The following is a 16,928-nucleotide window of genomic DNA, read 5'->3' as shown; positions in this document are numbered from 1 at the left end:
ACGGCCCCGGACCGGAAAGAGGCGGTCTAACCGCCCAGCTGGAGCGCATCGGCCGCCTCCTCCACCATGCCGAGTCCCAGCCGGCTGATCCGGACGGCGAAGGGCTCGCCCGAGACCCGCAGCCCGGAGAGGCGGAGCTCGCCGAGCGGGGCGCCGGGGAGCGGGTTGAGGGCGACCGTGCCCGCCGGGGCGTCCGGGCGGATTCCGGCCAGGGCGGTCAGGACGTGGATCCCTGCGGCGGCCGCGACCGCCGCCGGACGGCAGGCGGCCGGATGCGGAACCGGAGCACTGCCCGCGGTGCGCTGCTCGGCCGCGTACATCTCCGGGAGGCGGTACCCGAAGCCCTCCGCGGCGTCCAGCAGGCCCCGGAGCAGCCCGGTGGCCTCCTTCTCGAAGCCGGCCTGGGCCAGTCCGGCCACCGCGACCGCGCTCTCGTACGGACGCACCGCGCCCGAGCGGTACCCGAACGGGTTGTGCCCCGGCTCGCGGACCGCCATGCTCCGCAGCCCCCACCCGGAGTCCATGCCGGGGGCTCCGAGCAGCCGCGCCAGCTGTTCGGTGCGGACCCGGTCGAGCAGTCCCGGCGCGAGCCGGCCGCCCCCGAGCAGCCCGGTGTCGAGGAGGTGCGCGGCGGCCCCCGTCAGCCGGGGCAGCGGCCGCCCGTCGGGATGCAGGGCCGCCGCGGGCCTGCCGCCGTCGGGGCCGTCGACCCAGAACCGGGCTGCGAAGCGTTCCCGCAGGGCGGCCGCCCTCTCCCGCCACTCCTCGGCTCCGGGCCGCCCGCACCCGGCGAGCAGGTCGGCTCCGAGCAGCGCGGCCCGATGGGCGTGGGCCTGGGTCTCGCAGCGGCGCGGCCCCGGGTCGGGGTCGGCGAGGAAGCCGTCCTCCCCGAGGGCGCCCCGCAGCCACTCCAGGCACCGCTCGGCGGCCGGAAGCAGCCGGGCCACCTCCTCCTCGGGCATCCCCCAGCGCCGGGCTTCGGCGAGCACCACCGGAAAGGCGAGCGTCGCCTCGGTCCCGGTGCAGCCCGGGGGCAGCTGCGGCCCGGCCCCGCGCAACGGTCCCGGGATCTTCCCGGCGTCGGCCCCGCGGCCGCCGGTCTGGGTGCGGCCGAGCACCCGCAGGGTCGCGGCGGCCAGCCCGGTGCCGAGCGGGAGGGCCATGCGGGCGGCCCAGAGGGACTCCGCCGGGGCCAGTCCGAGCCGCCACGGCACCCCGGCAGCCGCGTAGGCGTCGGCCGGTACTTCGGGGTCCCGGAGCAGGAGCGCGCCCAGGTCCTGGACGCCGGTGCGCAGCCACGCCCCGACCCTCGGGTCGTCTCCCTCGGCGCGGGCGTCTTCGGCCAGTGGATTGGCCACGTGCCCGGCGGGAGCCCGTGCGCCTCGGTCCCCGGTGGTCCGCAGTTCGATGGTGCGGGACTCCCCGGGGCGCAGTTCGAGCTGCCAGCGCAGCAGTCCGGCCGAGGCCAGCGCGTCGTCCGGGGGCGGCTCGGCCGCGGTGACGGCCTGGGCCTCGCCGCTGGTCCAGCGCAGCCCGGCTGCGTGCACCCCGGCGGGCAGCTCCGGACCGGCCCGGCCGGCGGCCACGTCGGCCAGCTCCGCCAGGTCGGTGCCTAGCAGAACCTCCACGGAGATCCGCAGCAGCCGGACGGTGAAGCTGCGCAGGGTGATCCGCTCGGTGCCGTCCGCGTGGCGGACCCGCTCCACGCCGACGTCCGGATCGGGCCCGGCCTCGGCTCCGGTGCGGACTGTCGCGGTGAAGGCGGCCCGGTCCGCGCCGAGGCTGCGCCCCTGCACGGCGACCGGGTCCCGGCCGGCGACGCGCAGCACGCAGCGGGACAGCAGCCGGCGCCCGTTGCGGTAGACGCCGTCGATGCCGCGCCCGGTGAGCTGGCCGTGCTCGGGCGAGACGACCAGGCACGGCGCCGCGACGCAGATGACCGCGCCGTGCACGGGCGGCAGTTCGGGTCTGCGGGCGGGCGCGAGGGAGGGGATGTCCGACTCGTGGATTCCCCAGTTGCCCGTCAGGTCCTCGATGAGGCGCTCGGCGATGGCGACCTTGTGCTCGACGGTGCGGGCCTGGCCCTCCTCGTCGATGGTCAGCGCGATCAGCGCGGCACCATGCTCCTGAGCAAGACGGGTCACCTTCGCGAAGCGGGAGTCGGGACCATCCCCGTCCTCGTAGTTCACCGAGTTGATGACCGCACGGCCGCCGATCTTCTCCAGACCCGCCCGCAGCACCGGAACCTCAGTCGAGTCCAGCACGATCGGCAACGTCGAAGCCGTAGCGAAACGGCCGGCCAGCTCCTGCATGTCGGCGACGCCGTCGCGCCCGACGTAGTCCACGCACAGGTCGAGCATGTGCGCGCCCTCGCGGATCTGATCGCGGACCATTTCCACGCAGTCGTCCCAGCGGGCGTCCAGCATGGCCTCGCGGAACTTCTTCGACCCGTTGGCGTTCGTGCGTTCGCCGATCGCCATGTACGAGATGTCCTGCCGGAACGGCACCGTCTGATACAGCGAGGAAGCACCCGGCTCCGGACGCGGATCCCGCACCGCAGGGCTCAGCTCACGGACGCGTTCCACGACCTGGCGCAGGTGCTCCGGCGTCGTTCCGCAGCAGCCACCCACCAGGGACAGCCCGTACTCGCGGACGAAGGTCTCCTGCGCATCGGCCAGCTCGGCTGCCGACAGCGGGTAGTGCGCCCCGTTCTTGCCCAGGACGGGCAGGCCGGCGTTGGGCATGCAGGAGAGCGGGATGCGTGAGTTCCGGGCGAGGTAGCGAAGGTGCTCGCTCATCTCCGCCGGACCCGTCGCGCAGTTCAGACCGATCATGTCGATGCCGAGCGGCTCCAGCGCCGTGAGCGCCGCACCGATCTCCGAGCCCAGCAGCATCGTGCCGGTCGTCTCCACCGTCACCGAGCAGATCAGCGGAACGGAGACACCCAGCGCCTCCATCGCGCGGCGAGCGCCGACGATCGAGGACTTCGTCTGCAGCAGGTCCTGGGTCGTCTCCACGAGCAGTGCGTCCGCGCCGCCCGTGATCAGGCCCTCCGCATTCACCTGATACGCATCACGGATCGTCGCGTAGTCGATGTGACCCAGCGTGGGGAGCTTCGTGCCCGGACCCATCGAGCCCAGGACCCAGCGCTGCTGCCCCGTCGAAGCCGTGAACTCGTCCGCGACCTCACGCGCGATCCGCGCGCCCGCCACCGACAGCTCCAGATTCCGGTCCGCGATGTCGTACTCGGCCAGCGCCGCATGGTTCGTGCCGAACGTGTTCGTCTCCACACAGTCGACACCCACCGCGAAGTACTCCCGGTGCACATTCGCCACGATGTCCGGACGCGTCACGTTCAAGATCTCGTTACAGCCCTCGAGCTGCTCGAAATCCTCCATCGTCGGATCCTGCGCCTGCAGCATCGTCCCCATCGCCCCGTCGGCCACCACCACCCGCGAGGCCAGCGCCTCGCGCAGGGCGGCGACCCGGGAGGTCTGGTCGCGGGTCACGACACACCCGCCGGGGACTGGGCCTGCCCGTACGTGCCGCCGACCTGCTCCAGCAGGGCGCTGCGGGAGGTCTCGTACTCCTGGGTGCCGACCGTCGCGAGGACGACGGTGGCCAGGGCGCAGCCCAGGCGTGCGGCGCCTTCGGGGCTCCAGCCCCAGACCGTGCCCGCGAGGAAGCCCGCGCGGAAGGCGTCGCCCGCGCCGGTCGGTTCGACGGGCCCGGCGGTGGGGACCGCCGGGACGGAGATCGGGGACTCGTCCTCGCGGGCGATGCGCGCTCCGTCGGCGCCGTGGGTGGTGATCCAGCTGCCGACGCGGGAGAGCACCTGGGGGGTGGTCCAGCCGGTCTTCTCCTGGAGCAGGGCGCTCTCGTACTCGTTGGTGAACAGGTAGCGGGCCCCGTCCACGAGGGCGCGGACCTCGGCCGGCTCCAGCCGGGCGAGCTGCTGCGAGGGATCCGCGGCGAACGGGATGCCGAGCGCCCGGCTCTCGTCCGTGTGGCGGAGCATCGCCGCCGGGTCGTTCGGGGAGACGACCACGAGGTCGAGTCCGCCGACCCGGCGGGCGACGGGGGCCAGCTCGATGCGGCGGGCCTCGCTCATGGCGCCCGCGTAGAAGGTGGCGATCTGGTTGTGGTCGTCGTCGGTGGTGCAGACGAAGCGTGCGGTGTGCAGCTCCTGGCTGACCAGCACGGATTCCGTGTCCACGCCGAAGGAGACGAGGCGCTCCGCCTCCGGGCCGTAGTCCGGTCCGACCGCGCCGACCAGCACGGGGTGCAGGCCGAGCGAGCCGAGCCCGAAGGCGATGTTGGCCGCCACTCCCCCTCGCCGGACCTCCAGGTGGTCGGCGAGGAAGGAGAGCGAGACCTTGTCCATCCGGTCGAGGATGATCTGGTCCGCGAACCGGCCGGGGAAGGACATCAGGTGGTCTACGGCGATCGAACCGGTGAGAGCGATCTTCACGGGGAGCTGCCTCTGTCTCGTCTTCGGGTCCGTCAGCGGCCGGCGGCGGCCTTGAGGGCCTCCGCGCGGTCGGTGCGTTCCCAGGTGAAGTCCGGCAGCTCGCGGCCGAAGTGGCCGTACGCGGCGGTCTGGGCGTAGATCGGGCGGAGCAGGTCGAGGTCGCGGATGATCGCGGCCGGGCGGAGGTCGAAGACCTCGGCGATGGCGTCCTCGATCTTCGCGGCGTCGACGGTGGCGGTGCCGAAGGTCTCGACGAACAGGCCGACGGGCTCGGCCTTGCCGATCGCGTACGCGACCTGGACCTCGCAGCGCGAGGCGAGCCCGGCGGCGACCACGTTCTTCGCGACCCAGCGCATCGCGTACGCGGCGGAGCGGTCGACCTTGGACGGGTCCTTGCCCGAGAAGGCGCCGCCGCCGTGGCGGGCCATGCCGCCGTACGTGTCGATGATGATCTTGCGGCCGGTCAGACCGGCGTCGCCCATCGGGCCGCCGATCTCGAAGCGCCCGGTCGGGTTGACCAGCAGCCGGTAGCCCGCGGTCTCCAGCTTGATGCCGTCGGCGGCGAGCCCGGCGAGGACGTGCTCGACGACCTGCTCGCGGATGTCGGGGGTGAGCAGCGCGTCCAGGTCGATGTCCGGGGCGTGCTGCGAGGACACGACGACGGTGTCGAGGCGGACGGGCTTGTCGCCGTCGTACTCGATGGTGACCTGGGTCTTGCCGTCGGGACGCAGGTAGGGCAGGACCCCGTCCTTGCGCACGTCGGTCAGCCGCTTGGAGAGGCGGTGGGCCAGGTGGATGGGCAGCGGCATCAGCTCGGGGGTCTCGTCGGTGGCGTAGCCGAACATCAGGCCCTGGTCGCCGGCGCCCTGCTGGTCGAGCTCGTCCCCCTCCTCCCCCGCGGCGCCCTCGACGCGCTGCTCGTAGGCGGTGTCGACGCCCTGCGCGATGTCGGGGGACTGCGCGCCGATGGACACCGACACGCCGCACGAGGCGCCGTCGAAGCCCTTGGCGGAGGAGTCGTAGCCGATCTCGAGGATCTTGTCGCGGACGAGCTGCGCGATCGGCGCGTACGCCGTCGTCGTCACCTCGCCGGCTATGTGGACCTGGCCGGTGGTGATGAGGGTTTCGACGGCCACGCGCGAGGTCGGGTCCTCGGTGAGGAGCGCGTCGAGGATGGTGTCGCTGATCTGGTCGGCGATCTTGTCGGGGTGGCCCTCGGTCACGGACTCCGAGGTGAAAAGGCGACGGGACACGGCACTCCCAGTGCGAGTCGGCGGCGGACTGACGAGAGCGGACAACAGCACTCGGGCAGGACCGGGACGGCGGACCCACCGACCGCGACTTTGTGGGTGTCCGCTTAAGCACCGCTTGCGTGAACCGTCAGATCAGGTGCCGCCAGATCTCCTTTTCCTCCTCGGACAATTCCTGAAGGCTGTCCCATTTCTCCGGATGGCCCGGCGGCGGGCCGCCGCCGGGCCGGATCGGGGGCCGGCCCGCACCCCATTCACCGGACCAGGCCGCATCGCGGTCCATGGGCGCGAGGGGCACCCACACTCCGCCGACGGCACCCAGCCCGGCGATGAAGGCCCACCACTTTCGATTGCGCATGCTGCCCTCCTGGGCCTGGAACAAAGACAGTTCACCGCTTCGAGCATGGCGGCAGCGGCTTGGCTTCCGCTTAAGGAGGAGTCGAGGCGGGTCCGCGCACGGACCGGCGCGGCCGCATGGCAAGCCCATGGCAATCGGAATCCGCGGGCATGGCGGGAGCGGGGCAGAACCCGTCGGTCACCGGCCGCACCCGGCAGGTTCTCGGCATGATTTCCCGGCTCCGGGACGCATTTTCCGGCCACGGCGGGCCTTTCGTTGACCGGCTTTCACACCGGCGGCTCTGATCCCTTTCATGCGTGCGCTCCACGACGGGATGCGCATTCCCGCCTCTTTCATCTCACGCCAATCAGGAGCAGCAGATGGGCAATCAGCAACTCGTCATGTGCGTCGTCGGCAACGGGCCCCGCGGACTGTCCGCGCTGGAGCGTGTCTGCGCGAACGCCTCCCAGTTCCCCGAAGTCGACGTGACCGTGCACGTGGTCGACCCGGAACAGCCAGGTCCGGGCAGAGTCTGGCGCGGGAGCCAGTCCCGTCATCTGCTGATGAACACCGTCGCCTCCCAGGTCACCCTCTTCACCGACGACACGGTGGAGATGGCGGGGCCGCTGGCCTCGGGGCCGAGCCTGTACGAATGGGCCCGGCTGATGACCCCACTGGAGCCCGGCGAGGGCGGCCTGGACGCGGACTTCCTCGCCGAGGCCCGCCGGCTCGGCCCCAACACCTACCCGACCCGCGGCTTCTACGGCCGCTACCTGGAGTGGGTCTTCCAGCACGTCGTGGCGCTGGCCCCGGCGCAGGTCGAGATCGTCGTGCACCACAGCCGCGCCGTCGCCCTCGACGACGGCGACGGCGGCGGGCGCAAGGACGGCCCGCAGACCGTACGGCTGGAGGACGGCACGGTGCTGGAGCACCTGGACGCCGTCATCCTCTCGCTCGGCCACGTCCCGGCCGAGGAGCCCGAGTGGCTGCTGCGGCTGCACGAGGAGGCGTCCGCGCTGGGCCTCGCCCACCACCTGCCGGTCAATCCCGCCGACACCGACCTGTCGGCCATCGGCGCGGGCGAGGCGGTGCTGCTGCGCGGCCTCGGCCTCAACTTCTTCGACTACATGGCCCTGTTCACGCACGGCCGGGGCGGCGTCTTCGAGGAGGACGGCGACCGGCTCGTCTACCGCCCCTCGGGGCTGGAGCCCCGGCTGTACGCGAGCTCCCGGCGCGGGATCCCGTACCACGCGCGCGGCGAGAACCAGAAGGGCGCCTTCGGCCGGCACGTGCCGCTGCTGCTCACCGAGGCCAAGGTCCGGGAGCTCCGCCGGCGTGCCGAGCTGAACGCGGGGCTCGACTTCCGTACGGAGATCTGGCCGCTGGTCGCCCGCGAGGCGGAGGCGGTCTACTACACCGCGCTGCTGGCCCGCGAGCACTCCCCGGCGTACGTCGACGCCTTCCGCGACCTGCTGCTGCGCACCGAGCGCGGCGGTGCGGCCGAGCGGCGGCTGCTCGCGGAGTTCGGTGTCGCGCCCGAGGACCACTGGGACTGGGAGCGGCTCTCGCAGCCGCACCTCGGCGTGGAGTTCGCGGGGCCCGACGCGTACCGGACGTGGCTGCTCGACCTGCTGCGGCGCGATGTCGCGGACGCGCTGGAGGGCAATGTCGCCGGACCGCTGAAGGCCGCGCTGGACGCCCTGCGCGACCTGCGCAACGAGATACGCCTGCTCGTCGACCACAACGGGCTGACCGCGGCCTCGCACCGCGACGACCTCGACCGCTGGTACACCCCGCTCAACGCCTTCCTCTCCATCGGCCCGCCGACCCGGCGCATCCAGGAGATGATCGCGCTGATCGAGGCCGGGGTGCTCGAGGTGACCGGTCCCGACATGCGGGTGGAACTCGACGCCGCGGGGCGCCGGTTCACCGCCTCCTCGGAGCGGGTCCCGGGCTCGCGGGTGCACGCGCGCGTGCTGATCGAGGCCCGGCTGCCCGACATCGACCTGCGCCGCACCGCCGACCCGCTGCTGCGGCACCTCAAGGCCACCGGGCAGTGCTCCGCCCACGTGGTCGACGGCCCGGGCCGCGAGACGTACCCGACGGGCGGGCTCGCGGTCACGCAGCGCCCGTACCACCTGATCGACGCGGCGGGCGAGCCGCACCCGCGCCGGTTCGCCTTCGGCGTGCCCACCGAGTCGGTGCACTGGGTGACGGCGGCCGGCATCCGGCCCGGCGTCAACTCCGTGACCCTCGGGGACTCGGACGCCCTCGCCCGCGCCGTGATCGCCCTGGCCGGCGTGCCGGCCAGAGCGGTGCCCGCGGCGCGCAGCGAGGTGGCGGGATGACCGACCTCGACTCCGGGCTGCTCTCCCCCGTCCGGGCGGGCACCCCGATCGAGCCGGTGACCGGCGACCTCGCCTGGCTGCAGGCGATGCTGGACGCGGAGACCGCCCTGGCCCGGGCGCAGGCCCGGATGGGACTGGTCCCCCGGGCGGCCGCCGAGACCATCACGAAGGCGGGCCGGGCCGGGGAGTTCGACCTGCGGGCCCTGGCCGAGGCCGCCAGGGGCGCGGCCAATCCGGTGGTGGGCGTCGTCCAGGCACTGACCGCGGCGGTGGCCGACGCCGACCCGGCCGCCGCCGACTACGTGCACCGCGGCTCCACCAGCCAGGACGTGCTGGACACGGCCACGATGCTGGTGGCGGCGCGCGCGCTGGCGGTGATCACCGCCGATCTGGAGCGCACCGCGGACTCGCTGGCCGTACTGGCCGCCGCGCACCGGGACACCCCGGCGGCCGGCCGGACCCTGACCCAGCACGCCGTGCCGACCACCTTCGGGCTGAAGGCGGCCGGCTGGCTGCAGGGGGTGCTCGACGCGCTGGAGCGGCTGCGGGCCCTGGAGCGCGGCGGGCTGCCGGTGGAACTGGGCGGCGCGGCGGGCACGTTGGCGGGCTATCTGGAGTACGCGCGGATCGACGCCCCGGACAGCTCGGCGGCCGATCCGGACCGCTACGTGGCCGAGCTGTTCGGCGCGTACGCGGACGAGCTGGGCCTCGCGGTGCCCGTCGCGCCGTGGCACACGGCCCGTACGCCGCTGGCCGATCTGGCCGCCGCGCTGACCCTGGCCTCCGGGGTGCTCGGCAAGATCGCCGTGGACGTGCAGTCGCTGTCGCGCACGGAGGTCGCGGAGGTCAGCGAGCCGGCCGCGCCGGGCCGCGGGGTCTCCTCGGCGATGCCGCAGAAGGTCAATCCGGTCCTGGCCACCTTGATCCGGTCGGCCGCGGCGCAGGTGCCGCTGCTGGCCGTGGGCGTGGCGCAGGCCCTGATCGCGGAGGACGAGCGGCCGGCGGGCGCCTGGCACGCGGAGTGGCAGCCGCTGCGGGAGTGCCTGCGGCTGGTGGGCGGGGCGGCGCACACGGCGGCCGAACTGACCGCGGGACTGCGGGTGCACGCCGACCGGATGGCGCACAACCTGCGGCTGACGGGCGCGCTGATCGTGGCCGAGCGGCTGGCCGCGGTGCTGGCCCCGGCCCTGGGGAAGGCGGCGGCGAAGGCCGTCGTCACCCGGGCCTCGCTGGAGTCCGCCGCGAGCGGCCGTCCGCTGGGCGAGCTGCTGGCCGGGGAGGCGGGGATCGCCGCCCGCTTCACCCGCGCGGAGCTGGACTCCTTCGCCGACCCGGCCCGCTACACCGGCGCGGCCGGGACCCTGGTGGACCGGGTCCTGGCCCGGCACCGGGAGCTCGTACCCGCCCGGTGACCCGGCCCGGCGCATGACGGAGGGGGCTGCCCGCAACCGGGCGGCCCCCTTCGCCGTACGACCCCCTCTGGGGAGGGGCGTGTGTTCAGCCGGGCCGGACCGCCTCGCACAGGTGGTCCGGCCCGGCGGGTCGTGACGCCGCGGCCTACGGGCGGGCCGCGAGCCCGGCCAGGGCGTGCTCGGCGAGGTGGCCGGCGAGCGCCTTGTCCAGCGGGCCGGTGCCCAGCAGCAGGCGGAACCAGATGGGGCCGAAGACCAGGTCGACCGCGGTGTCGAGGTCGATGTCGGCGCGGACCTGGCCCTGCTCCTGCGCGAGCTCGAAGCGGGCGCGGGCGACCGTGCGGTTGGGCCCGAAGACGTGCTTGAGGAAGAAGCCGGCGAGCCGCTCGTCGGTGTTCGCCTCGGCGGCCAGGGCCGCCAGGTGCGGGCCGATGCCCGGGGCGGCGAACAGCTCGACCACGGCGGTGAGCTGCGCCTCGAGGTCGGCGGCGATGTCACCGGTGCGGGGGAAGACCATGTGGGGTGCGACGGTGCGCAGCAGGGTCTCCACCACGACGAAGCTCTTCGCGGGCCAGCGGGCGCTGATGAGCCGCTCGTCGACGTCCGCGCGGGCGGCGATGTCGCCGAGGTCGAACTCCCGGTACGTGCGCTCCGCGCACAGCTCCAGGACGGCGGCGAAGACCGCTTCCTGAGCCTCGGGACCTATCACTGCTGCGGTGGACTGCTCCAGATTCGGCATACCGGCGAGCCTAGGTCGGGGCCTTCGCGCGGGAGCGTCCGCGCCTGTGGCAAGAACCTGTCAGACAGGGAGTCTCCACCGGAGGGTTCGCGCAGGTCACGTCGTACGCCCGCACACGCGGGCGGCCGGACCCCGAGGATCGGGATCCGGCCGCCCCGCGCATGCCGGAGCCGTTGACCGTCAGGTCGGTCAGCGCTCCAGCAGCGCCCGTACGCGCGGTACCGCGAGCTTCGCCGAGGCGATGGCCGCCTCGCTGCTCGGCCGCAGGTACAGCCAGTCGCCCGCGTACTCGATCGGTCCGGGGGCGCGCTGGATGAATCGCTTGCGCAGCGCGAGCGCCTCGGGCGGCGCGTCCGGCAGCGCGTGCTTCCAGCGGATGACGTCCGTGCCGACGCACGCCTCCTGGAGCCCGTCGATGAGAAGCCGCTCCCCCTCTTCGAGGACCAGGCGCGAGACGTCCTCGTCGCTCGCCTCGAAGAGGCCGGGGACCCGGCGGGGCGAGATGAGCAGGGACACCAGGCCCTTGCCGGCCGGCGCCCGCTCGGGGCACTTGTTGTGCTCGACGGTGCAGCCCGCCAGCAGCGGGCTCTCGCCCCGGGCGATCAGCGCCGCGTACAGCTTGGGCCCGAAGGTCGTGCGGCGCGGTTCGAGCGGCCGGTCGAGCATGCAGGCGACGCGCATCACCGGCGAGAAGGTGGAGGCCTCGAGGAACGCCCGCTCCTCGTCGGGGACGTCCGGGTAGATGGACGTGATCTGCGGGGAGGGCAGGGTGACCACGACGGCCCTGGCGGTGACGTCGGTGCCGTCCTCGAACATCAGCCGCGCCCCGGTGCCGTCCTCCTTGACGGTGCTCACGCGCTTGCCCACGTGCACGGTGAGCCGCTCGGCGAGCTTGCGGGCCATGGTGTCCTGGCCGTGCTTGTACGTCCGCCAGCGCAGGATGCCCTTGGTGCCGAGCATGATCGCCATCAGTGGGGCGGCCGTGGAGCGCTCGGGGGTCCAGCCGAAGGCGGAGGCGGAGATCGGCTCGAGCATCCGGTCCACGAGCTCGGGGTGGTACTCGCGGCCCAGCTCGGTGACGGTGCTGGTGCCGAAGATCGAGTCCTCGGGGTGCTCCGGGTCCAGGGCGCCCTTGCGGCCGGCCTTCGCCATCAGGCGCAGCATCTGCCCCCACGCGGCCGGGGAGAGTCCGGCCCTGGAGAGCGCGGACAGCGGGTGCCCCAGCCACGGGAAGGCCCGGCCGTCGCGCCACAGGGCCACGGGGGGCCTGATGCGGTGGACGTCGCCGGACTCCTGCAGGCCGAGCTCGCGGATGAGCTCCCAGGTGGAGGGGTAGCCGAAGGGGGCGAGCGTCTCGGCGCCGCGGTCGATCGTGTAGCCGTCGATGCGGCCGCAGCGCATGCGTCCGCCGGCTTCGGACTCGGACTCGAAGACCTCCACCCGGTAGCCGGCCTGGGCGAGGCGGTGGGCGGTGGTCAGACCGGCGATTCCCGCTCCGACGACGGCGACGTCGAGATCAGACATTGCTGCTCCTCAGCGAGTGGGCCCCCGCCGGGACCGGAGGGTTCTCACGGACGGGCTCGGCGGCCGGTGCGGGACCAGTACCGGCAACGGGGCCGGCAACGGGGCCGGCGGCGAGCTTCCCGGACCAGGGCCGGCGGCCCTCGGCCAAGAACTGGCGGCGCAGGAGCGTCATGTACGTCAGGTCCAGGACCAGGATGGTGAAGCCGAAGAAGGGCAGCAGCCAGCGGTCGGGGAACTGCCCGGCGAACATGATGGTGACGGTGAAGGTGCCCAGCAGCTTGGAGAGCGCCACGCCCATCGACTGACCCTTGGTGGAACGGCGCTTGCGGAGCAGGCCGATGTAGGCCGCGCTCATGAAGACGTTGATCCCCATGGCTCCGTAGATGCCGTAGAAGTCGGCGAACTCGCGTCCCAGCAGGACGTGGAAGAGCGTCGCGTATCCGACCAGGCCCAGGACCACCGCCGTGTACAGCTTCGGCCGGATCCTGGGGAACTCCTTGCGGCCGTACTTCAGCGCCTGGGCGAGGATGATGACGTCGAGGCCGAACCAGGCGACGAGCATCCACTTCTGGACCTCGGGTGTCGGCAGGACGAACCCGTAGGTGAGCTCCCAGCCGAAGTTGAGGGCCAGCGCGCCGAGCGGCATGCCGACGTGCTTGTCCACGGACGCCCGCCGGATCAGCGCCACGTACGCGTAGATCCACGCCAGGCCCTGGAACATCTCCAGCGGCCAGTAGAACCAGTCGGGGACCTCTCTCGGCGTGTGCATCGCCGGCGGGTTGGTCATGAATTCGATGAGGACGATTCCGTCCATGTGCTCGGTCTTTCCTTTCTTGTCCGGCGGGTGTCAGGTCCAGCGGCCGGTGCCGACGGATCGCTTCTCGCCGAGTACCTGCTCCAGCAGTTCGAGTCGGCGCACCTTCCAGGTGGCGGTGCGCGGAACGTCCTCCCAGCGGACGAGGACGGGCTCGGCCAGCGGGGGCAGCCCCTGGGTGGCGCGGAGCCACTCACCCTCGTCGAGGTGTCCGTCCCTCATGGACAGCACGGGGACGGGGAGTTGGCCGTGCACGCCGAGCACGGTCACGTCGATGGCCTTGTCGAGACGGTCGAGCAGGACGCTCTCCACCTCGATGCTGCTGCCGCCGGGGATGGTGTCGACCTCGCGGTCGACGAGGCGCAGCTTGCCGAAGCGGCCCCTGACGCCGACGTCCCCGGTGTTCCACCACTTGCCGTCGAGCTTCATCTCGTGGCGGTCCTCCTCACCGAGGTAGGTGAGGCAGCGGCCGCCCGAGGCGACCATGAGGATGCCGGGCTTGCCCCGCGGCTGGGTGCGGCCGGTGTCCGGATCGACGACCTTGACCTTGGCCAGGATCGGCACGGGCCGGCCGAGGTCGTTGGTGATGGCGGTGGGAGAGTCGGTCTTCTCGACCTTGCGCCGGGTGAACCACGCGATGCAGACCGGTCCGACCTCGCTCTGGCCCCAGCCCTGGCCCCAGATGACGCGCTTGTGGCCCGAGGCGGCGAGGAACTTGCGGACGGTGCGCGGGTGGACGGCGTCGAAGGTGCCGGCGAAGAGCCGGACCTGGCGGAACAGCTCGGGCCGGTCGTCGGCGAGCTCCTCCCAGCGCTGGAAGATGTTGGGGCACGCCTCGAGCGTGGTCGGCTTGTAGTCCTCCAGGGCGCGGGCGGCGTTCTCGACGGACGGGTCGGAGATCACCACGAGGGCCTTGGGCGCGAGCGCGAACTGGCCGGCGGTCCAGGAGACGTTGCGGGCGTGCGCGAAGGTCACGGAAGAGCCGACGATGTCGGTGCGCCTGCTCGCGACGACGGGGAAGCGGATGCGCTCCAGGCGGCTGGCGAGGCCCAGGATGGTGCGGCCCGAGTTGACCACCAGCTTGGGGACGCCGGTGGTGCCGGAGCTGTGGGTGATGATCATCGGCTCCTCGTCGGGGACGAGGTCGACGGGGGCCTCGGCGGCTCCCCGCAGGTCGTCCAGCGAGACGGAGTTCGGGGGCAGCGGCTCCTCGGGTCTGCCGATCACCACGACCCGTACGCCGGGGTCGGCCAGGTTGATCCCGGCCCGGTAGGCGCGGTCCAGCTCCTCGGCGCCGGCCACGATCAGCTGCGGCTTGAGGTTGTCGATCATCGAGCGGATGGAGGCGACGTTCTTCAGCGGCGCGAGCTGGGCGGGCAGCACGCCGATCCGGGCGGCGCCGGCGGCGAGCATGAGGGTGTCGTAGTGGTTGCGCTTGACGATCGCGATCCGGTCGCCCCGGCGGGCACCGGCCGCGTACAGCCAGGCGGCCGCGCGGCGCACGGTCTCGGCGAGGGAGGCGGCGTCGTGCCGGATGCCGCCCTCGGGGGCGATGTCGAAGGGGCGGTCGAGCAGCATGACCGTCTGGTGCCGCGCCTCCGCGTGCAGGTCGAACAGCAGACCGATGTTGGAGGTCCGGGATGTACTCATGTTGTTTCTCCCAGGAGACAGAGGTGGATGCCGCCGACCGCGGGGCCGGGGTCCGCCCTGTGCCCCACCGCCCGGTCTCCCGGGCGGCGAGGCACAGAGCACGACCAGGGTCGTCAGCGGGTGTTGGAGGCCAGCGGCGCCGCGGCGTTCGCGCCGTTCGCCGGCGGCTCTTCGCCCTCGTGGAGGCCGAAGCGCTGGTGCAGCTTGCGCAGCGGGCCGGGGGCCCACCAGTTGGCGCGTCCCATCAGCTTCATCGTGGCGGGCAGCAGCGCGCCGCGGATGATGGTGGCGTCCATGACGATGGCGAGGGTCAGGCCGAGGCCGATCGCCTTCATGTAGCTGATGCCCGAGGTGACCAGGACCACGAAGACCAGCGAGAGCAGCAGGGCCGCGTAGGTGACGACCTTGCCGACGCGCTCCAGACCGGAGGCGACCGCCAGCTCGTTGTCACCGGTGCGGTCGTACTCCTCCTTGATCCGGGACAGCATGAACACCTCGTAGTCCATGGACAGGGCGAAGGCGATCGTGAAGAGCATCACCGGCACGGTCCAGGTGATGGCGCCGGTCACGATGAAGTCGCCGACCAGTCCCTTGAGGTGGCCGTCCTGGAAGATGAAGACGAGGGCGCCGAAGGTGGCGGACAGGCTCAGGCCGGTGAGGAGCATCGCCTTGATCGGCAGCAGCACGCTTCCGGTGAGCAGGAAGAGCAGGACGAACATGCCGACGAACAGGATGAGGGCGGCCACCGGAAGGGTGTCCTCGAGCTGGTCGAAGGTGTCGACGCTGACGGCCGCGGGGCCGCCGACCTTGACGTCGAAGGGGGCCTTCGCGCCACGGACGTCCTGGACGAGCTCGTCGCCCTTGTCGCCGTACGGGTCCACGGCCGGGATGAGGGACAGGAAGGTGGAATCGGCGGCGGCGAAGCGGCCGTTGGCCTCGGTGGGCCCGGTGACCAGCTTGCCGCCGGTGTAGGAGCCGGTGAGGGCGTCGACGCGGGTCACGCCGGGGAGCGCGGACAGCTGCTCGGCGTAGGAGCCGATCTCGGCCGTCTTGGACTTCGGGTCACCGCTGCCGACGGCGACGATCTGCAGGGGCTGCTGCTCGCGGGAGTCGAAGTCCGCCTTGAGCTGCGCGGCCACCTGGGCCGACTTGGCGTCGGCGGGCAGCACGCTCTCGTCGGGCAGGCGCACGTTCATGTTCGCGGCCGGCAGGCCGAGCAGGACGACGAAGGCGAGGACGAGCACGGTGACCAGGACCGGGCGCTTCATGACCGCGGTCGAGGTGGTGTGCCAGAAGCCGCCGCCGTCCTTGGCGGGGTTCTCCTTGCGCTTGATGATCTTCCACTTGTCGATGCGCGGCCCGATCCACTTGAGCAGGGCCGGGACCAGCACGATCGTCGAGCCGGCGGCGAGCAGCGCGGTGGCGATGCAGCCGAAGGCCAGCGAGCGCAGCATCGTGAAGGGCAGTGCGAACAGGCCGAGGAAGGCGACCGCGACCGTCAGCGCGGAGAAGAGCACCGTGCGGCCGGCGGTGTGCATGGTGGCGCGGATGGCCTCGTTGATCTCCTTGCCGCGCCGCAGTTCCTCTCGGTAGCGGGTGACGAAGAGGAGGCTGTAGTCGATGCCCAGGCCGAGCCCCAGGAAGGTCGTGGTGCTCATGACCATGCTGGAGGTCTCGCTGAACATGGTGACGCCGAACAGCACGCCCATCGACAGCAGCATCGCGCTCATGGCGACGGCCAGCGGGAGCAGGGCGGCGATCACGCTGCCGAAGATGATCACGAGGACGAGGAGCACGAGCGGGAAGACCATGGAGTCGGCCTTGGCGCTGTCCTCGTTGGACTGGGTGGTGTTCTCCAGCCACATCATCGCGGAGCCGCCGGTCTTCACCTCCAGCCCCTCGACCTTGCCCGTGTACTCCTTGTCGATCTCCTTGATCCGGGCGATGACCTCGTCGAAGTCACCGTTGACCCGGCCCAGTACGAGGGCCTGGTTGCCCGACTTGGCGCGCAGGGCCGGGGCCTTGCCCGAGGTCCAGTAGGAGACCACGTTGGAGATCTCGGCCTCGCCGGCGATCTTCTCGGTGAGGGCGGCGCCCGCGGCGGCGACCGCGGGGTCGTCGACCCCGCGCTCGTCCTTCACCAGCAGGAGCAGGTTGGGTTCACCCTGCTTGAAGGTCTCACCCAGCTCGGCCGCGGCCTTGAAGGACTCGGTTCCGGTGGACTCGTATCCACCCATCGTGAGGCGCTTCTGCAGACCGCCCGCCGCGCCTCCGGCGAGGAGGACGACGAGCAAGGTCCAGAGCAGCACCTTCTTTGGCGAATTGAGAAGGACGCGGGAAAGACTCTCAAACATGGGATTCCCCTTTTTCGGAACGTAACTCC

General features: G+C 72.4%; 11 protein-coding genes. 2 read left to right on the top strand and 9 right to left on the bottom strand.

Going from position 1 to position 16,928, the window contains the following annotated elements:
• Positions 1–26 precede the first annotated feature (26 nt).
• The 4 genes from DRB96_RS44635 to DRB96_RS16120 all read right to left on the bottom strand — a co-directional run bounded on the left by DRB96_RS44635 (position 27) and on the right by DRB96_RS16120 (position 6,079).
• A complete protein-coding gene (locus DRB96_RS44635; protein ID WP_239517732.1) occupies positions 27–3,509 on the bottom strand; it encodes a homocysteine S-methyltransferase family protein in 3,483 nt (1,160 codons plus the stop codon).
• Positions 3,506–4,471 carry a carbohydrate kinase family protein gene (locus tag DRB96_RS16130; RefSeq protein ID WP_112449097.1) on the bottom strand — a complete coding sequence of 322 codons (966 nt, stop codon included), beginning with the start codon at positions 4,469–4,471 and terminating at the stop codon, positions 3,506–3,508. Before DRB96_RS16130 ends, DRB96_RS44635 begins: the two co-directional genes overlap by 4 nt.
• 32 nt (positions 4,472–4,503) lie before the next feature.
• Positions 4,504–5,724, bottom strand: a complete 1,221-nt coding sequence (metK, locus tag DRB96_RS16125; RefSeq protein WP_112449096.1) for a methionine adenosyltransferase — start codon at positions 5,722–5,724, stop codon at positions 4,504–4,506.
• Positions 5,725–5,851: 127 nt separating this feature from the next.
• Positions 5,852–6,079 carry a DUF6059 family protein gene (locus DRB96_RS16120; RefSeq protein ID WP_112449095.1) on the bottom strand — a complete coding sequence of 76 codons (228 nt, stop codon included), beginning with the start codon at positions 6,077–6,079 and terminating at the stop codon, positions 5,852–5,854.
• A 359-nt stretch (positions 6,080–6,438) separates the two neighbouring features.
• On the opposite strand from DRB96_RS16120, the gene DRB96_RS16115 reads away from it, so the two are divergent.
• Together DRB96_RS16115 and pcaB are read left to right on the top strand one after the other, a co-directional pair.
• Positions 6,439–8,406: an FAD/NAD(P)-binding protein gene (locus DRB96_RS16115; protein WP_112449094.1), complete on the top strand. Its 1,968-nt coding sequence runs from the start codon at positions 6,439–6,441 to the stop codon at positions 8,404–8,406.
• Positions 8,403–9,818, top strand: a complete 1,416-nt coding sequence (gene pcaB, locus DRB96_RS16110) for a 3-carboxy-cis,cis-muconate cycloisomerase (protein WP_112449093.1) — start codon at positions 8,403–8,405, stop codon at positions 9,816–9,818. Before DRB96_RS16115 ends, pcaB begins: the two co-directional genes overlap by 4 nt.
• A 145-nt stretch (positions 9,819–9,963) precedes the next feature.
• Here pcaB and DRB96_RS16105 read toward each other — a convergent pair whose 3' ends face one another.
• From DRB96_RS16105 to DRB96_RS16085, 5 genes are all read right to left on the bottom strand, one after another.
• Complete coding sequence (locus DRB96_RS16105; protein ID WP_112449092.1) at positions 9,964–10,557, bottom strand: TetR-like C-terminal domain-containing protein; 594 nt, start codon at positions 10,555–10,557, stop codon at positions 9,964–9,966.
• A 189-nt stretch (positions 10,558–10,746) separates the two neighbouring features.
• Positions 10,747–12,081: an FAD-dependent oxidoreductase gene (locus DRB96_RS16100; RefSeq protein WP_112449091.1), complete on the bottom strand. Its 1,335-nt coding sequence runs from the start codon at positions 12,079–12,081 to the stop codon at positions 10,747–10,749.
• On the bottom strand, positions 12,074–12,895 hold the full coding sequence (locus tag DRB96_RS16095) for a hypothetical protein (protein WP_112449090.1): 822 nt from the start codon (positions 12,893–12,895) through the stop codon (positions 12,074–12,076). The genes DRB96_RS16100 and DRB96_RS16095 overlap by 8 nt, the downstream gene beginning before the upstream one ends.
• A gap of 33 nt (positions 12,896–12,928) precedes the next feature.
• Positions 12,929–14,545 carry a class I adenylate-forming enzyme family protein gene (locus DRB96_RS16090; protein ID WP_112449089.1) on the bottom strand — a complete coding sequence of 539 codons (1,617 nt, stop codon included), beginning with the start codon at positions 14,543–14,545 and terminating at the stop codon, positions 12,929–12,931.
• Positions 14,546–14,658: 113 nt separating this feature from the next.
• On the bottom strand, positions 14,659–16,899 hold the full coding sequence (locus tag DRB96_RS16085; RefSeq protein WP_112449088.1) for an MMPL family transporter: 2,241 nt from the start codon (positions 16,897–16,899) through the stop codon (positions 14,659–14,661).
• Between the last annotated feature and the right edge of the window lie 29 nt (positions 16,900–16,928).

This window comes from Streptomyces sp. ICC1 (assembly GCF_003287935.1).
Lineage (GTDB): Bacteria > Actinomycetota > Actinomycetes > Streptomycetales > Streptomycetaceae > Streptomyces > Streptomyces tritrimontium.
Note: the sequence above shows the minus strand (reverse complement) of the source record. Positions and strands in the feature narration are given on the sequence as shown.

What these genes read in the sequence shown, in the direction of transcription:
- DRB96_RS16120 (WP_112449095.1), bottom strand. Translation starts at nt 6,079, where the DNA reads ATGCGCAATCGAAAGTGGTGGGCCTTCATCGCCGGGCTGGGTGCCGTC.
- DRB96_RS16115 (WP_112449094.1), top strand. Translation starts at nt 6,439, where the DNA reads ATGGGCAATCAGCAACTCGTCATGTGCGTCGTCGGCAACGGGCCCCGC.
- pcaB (WP_112449093.1), top strand. Translation starts at nt 8,403, where the DNA reads ATGACCGACCTCGACTCCGGGCTGCTCTCCCCCGTCCGGGCGGGCACC.
- DRB96_RS16105 (WP_112449092.1), bottom strand. Translation starts at nt 10,557, where the DNA reads ATGCCGAATCTGGAGCAGTCCACCGCAGCAGTGATAGGTCCCGAGGCT.
- DRB96_RS16100 (WP_112449091.1), bottom strand. Translation starts at nt 12,081, where the DNA reads ATGTCTGATCTCGACGTCGCCGTCGTCGGAGCGGGAATCGCCGGTCTG.
- DRB96_RS16095 (WP_112449090.1), bottom strand. Translation starts at nt 12,895, where the DNA reads ATGGACGGAATCGTCCTCATCGAATTCATGACCAACCCGCCGGCGATG.
- DRB96_RS16090 (WP_112449089.1), bottom strand. Translation starts at nt 14,545, where the DNA reads ATGAGTACATCCCGGACCTCCAACATCGGTCTGCTGTTCGACCTGCAC.
- DRB96_RS16085 (WP_112449088.1), bottom strand. Translation starts at nt 16,899, where the DNA reads ATGTTTGAGAGTCTTTCCCGCGTCCTTCTCAATTCGCCAAAGAAGGTG.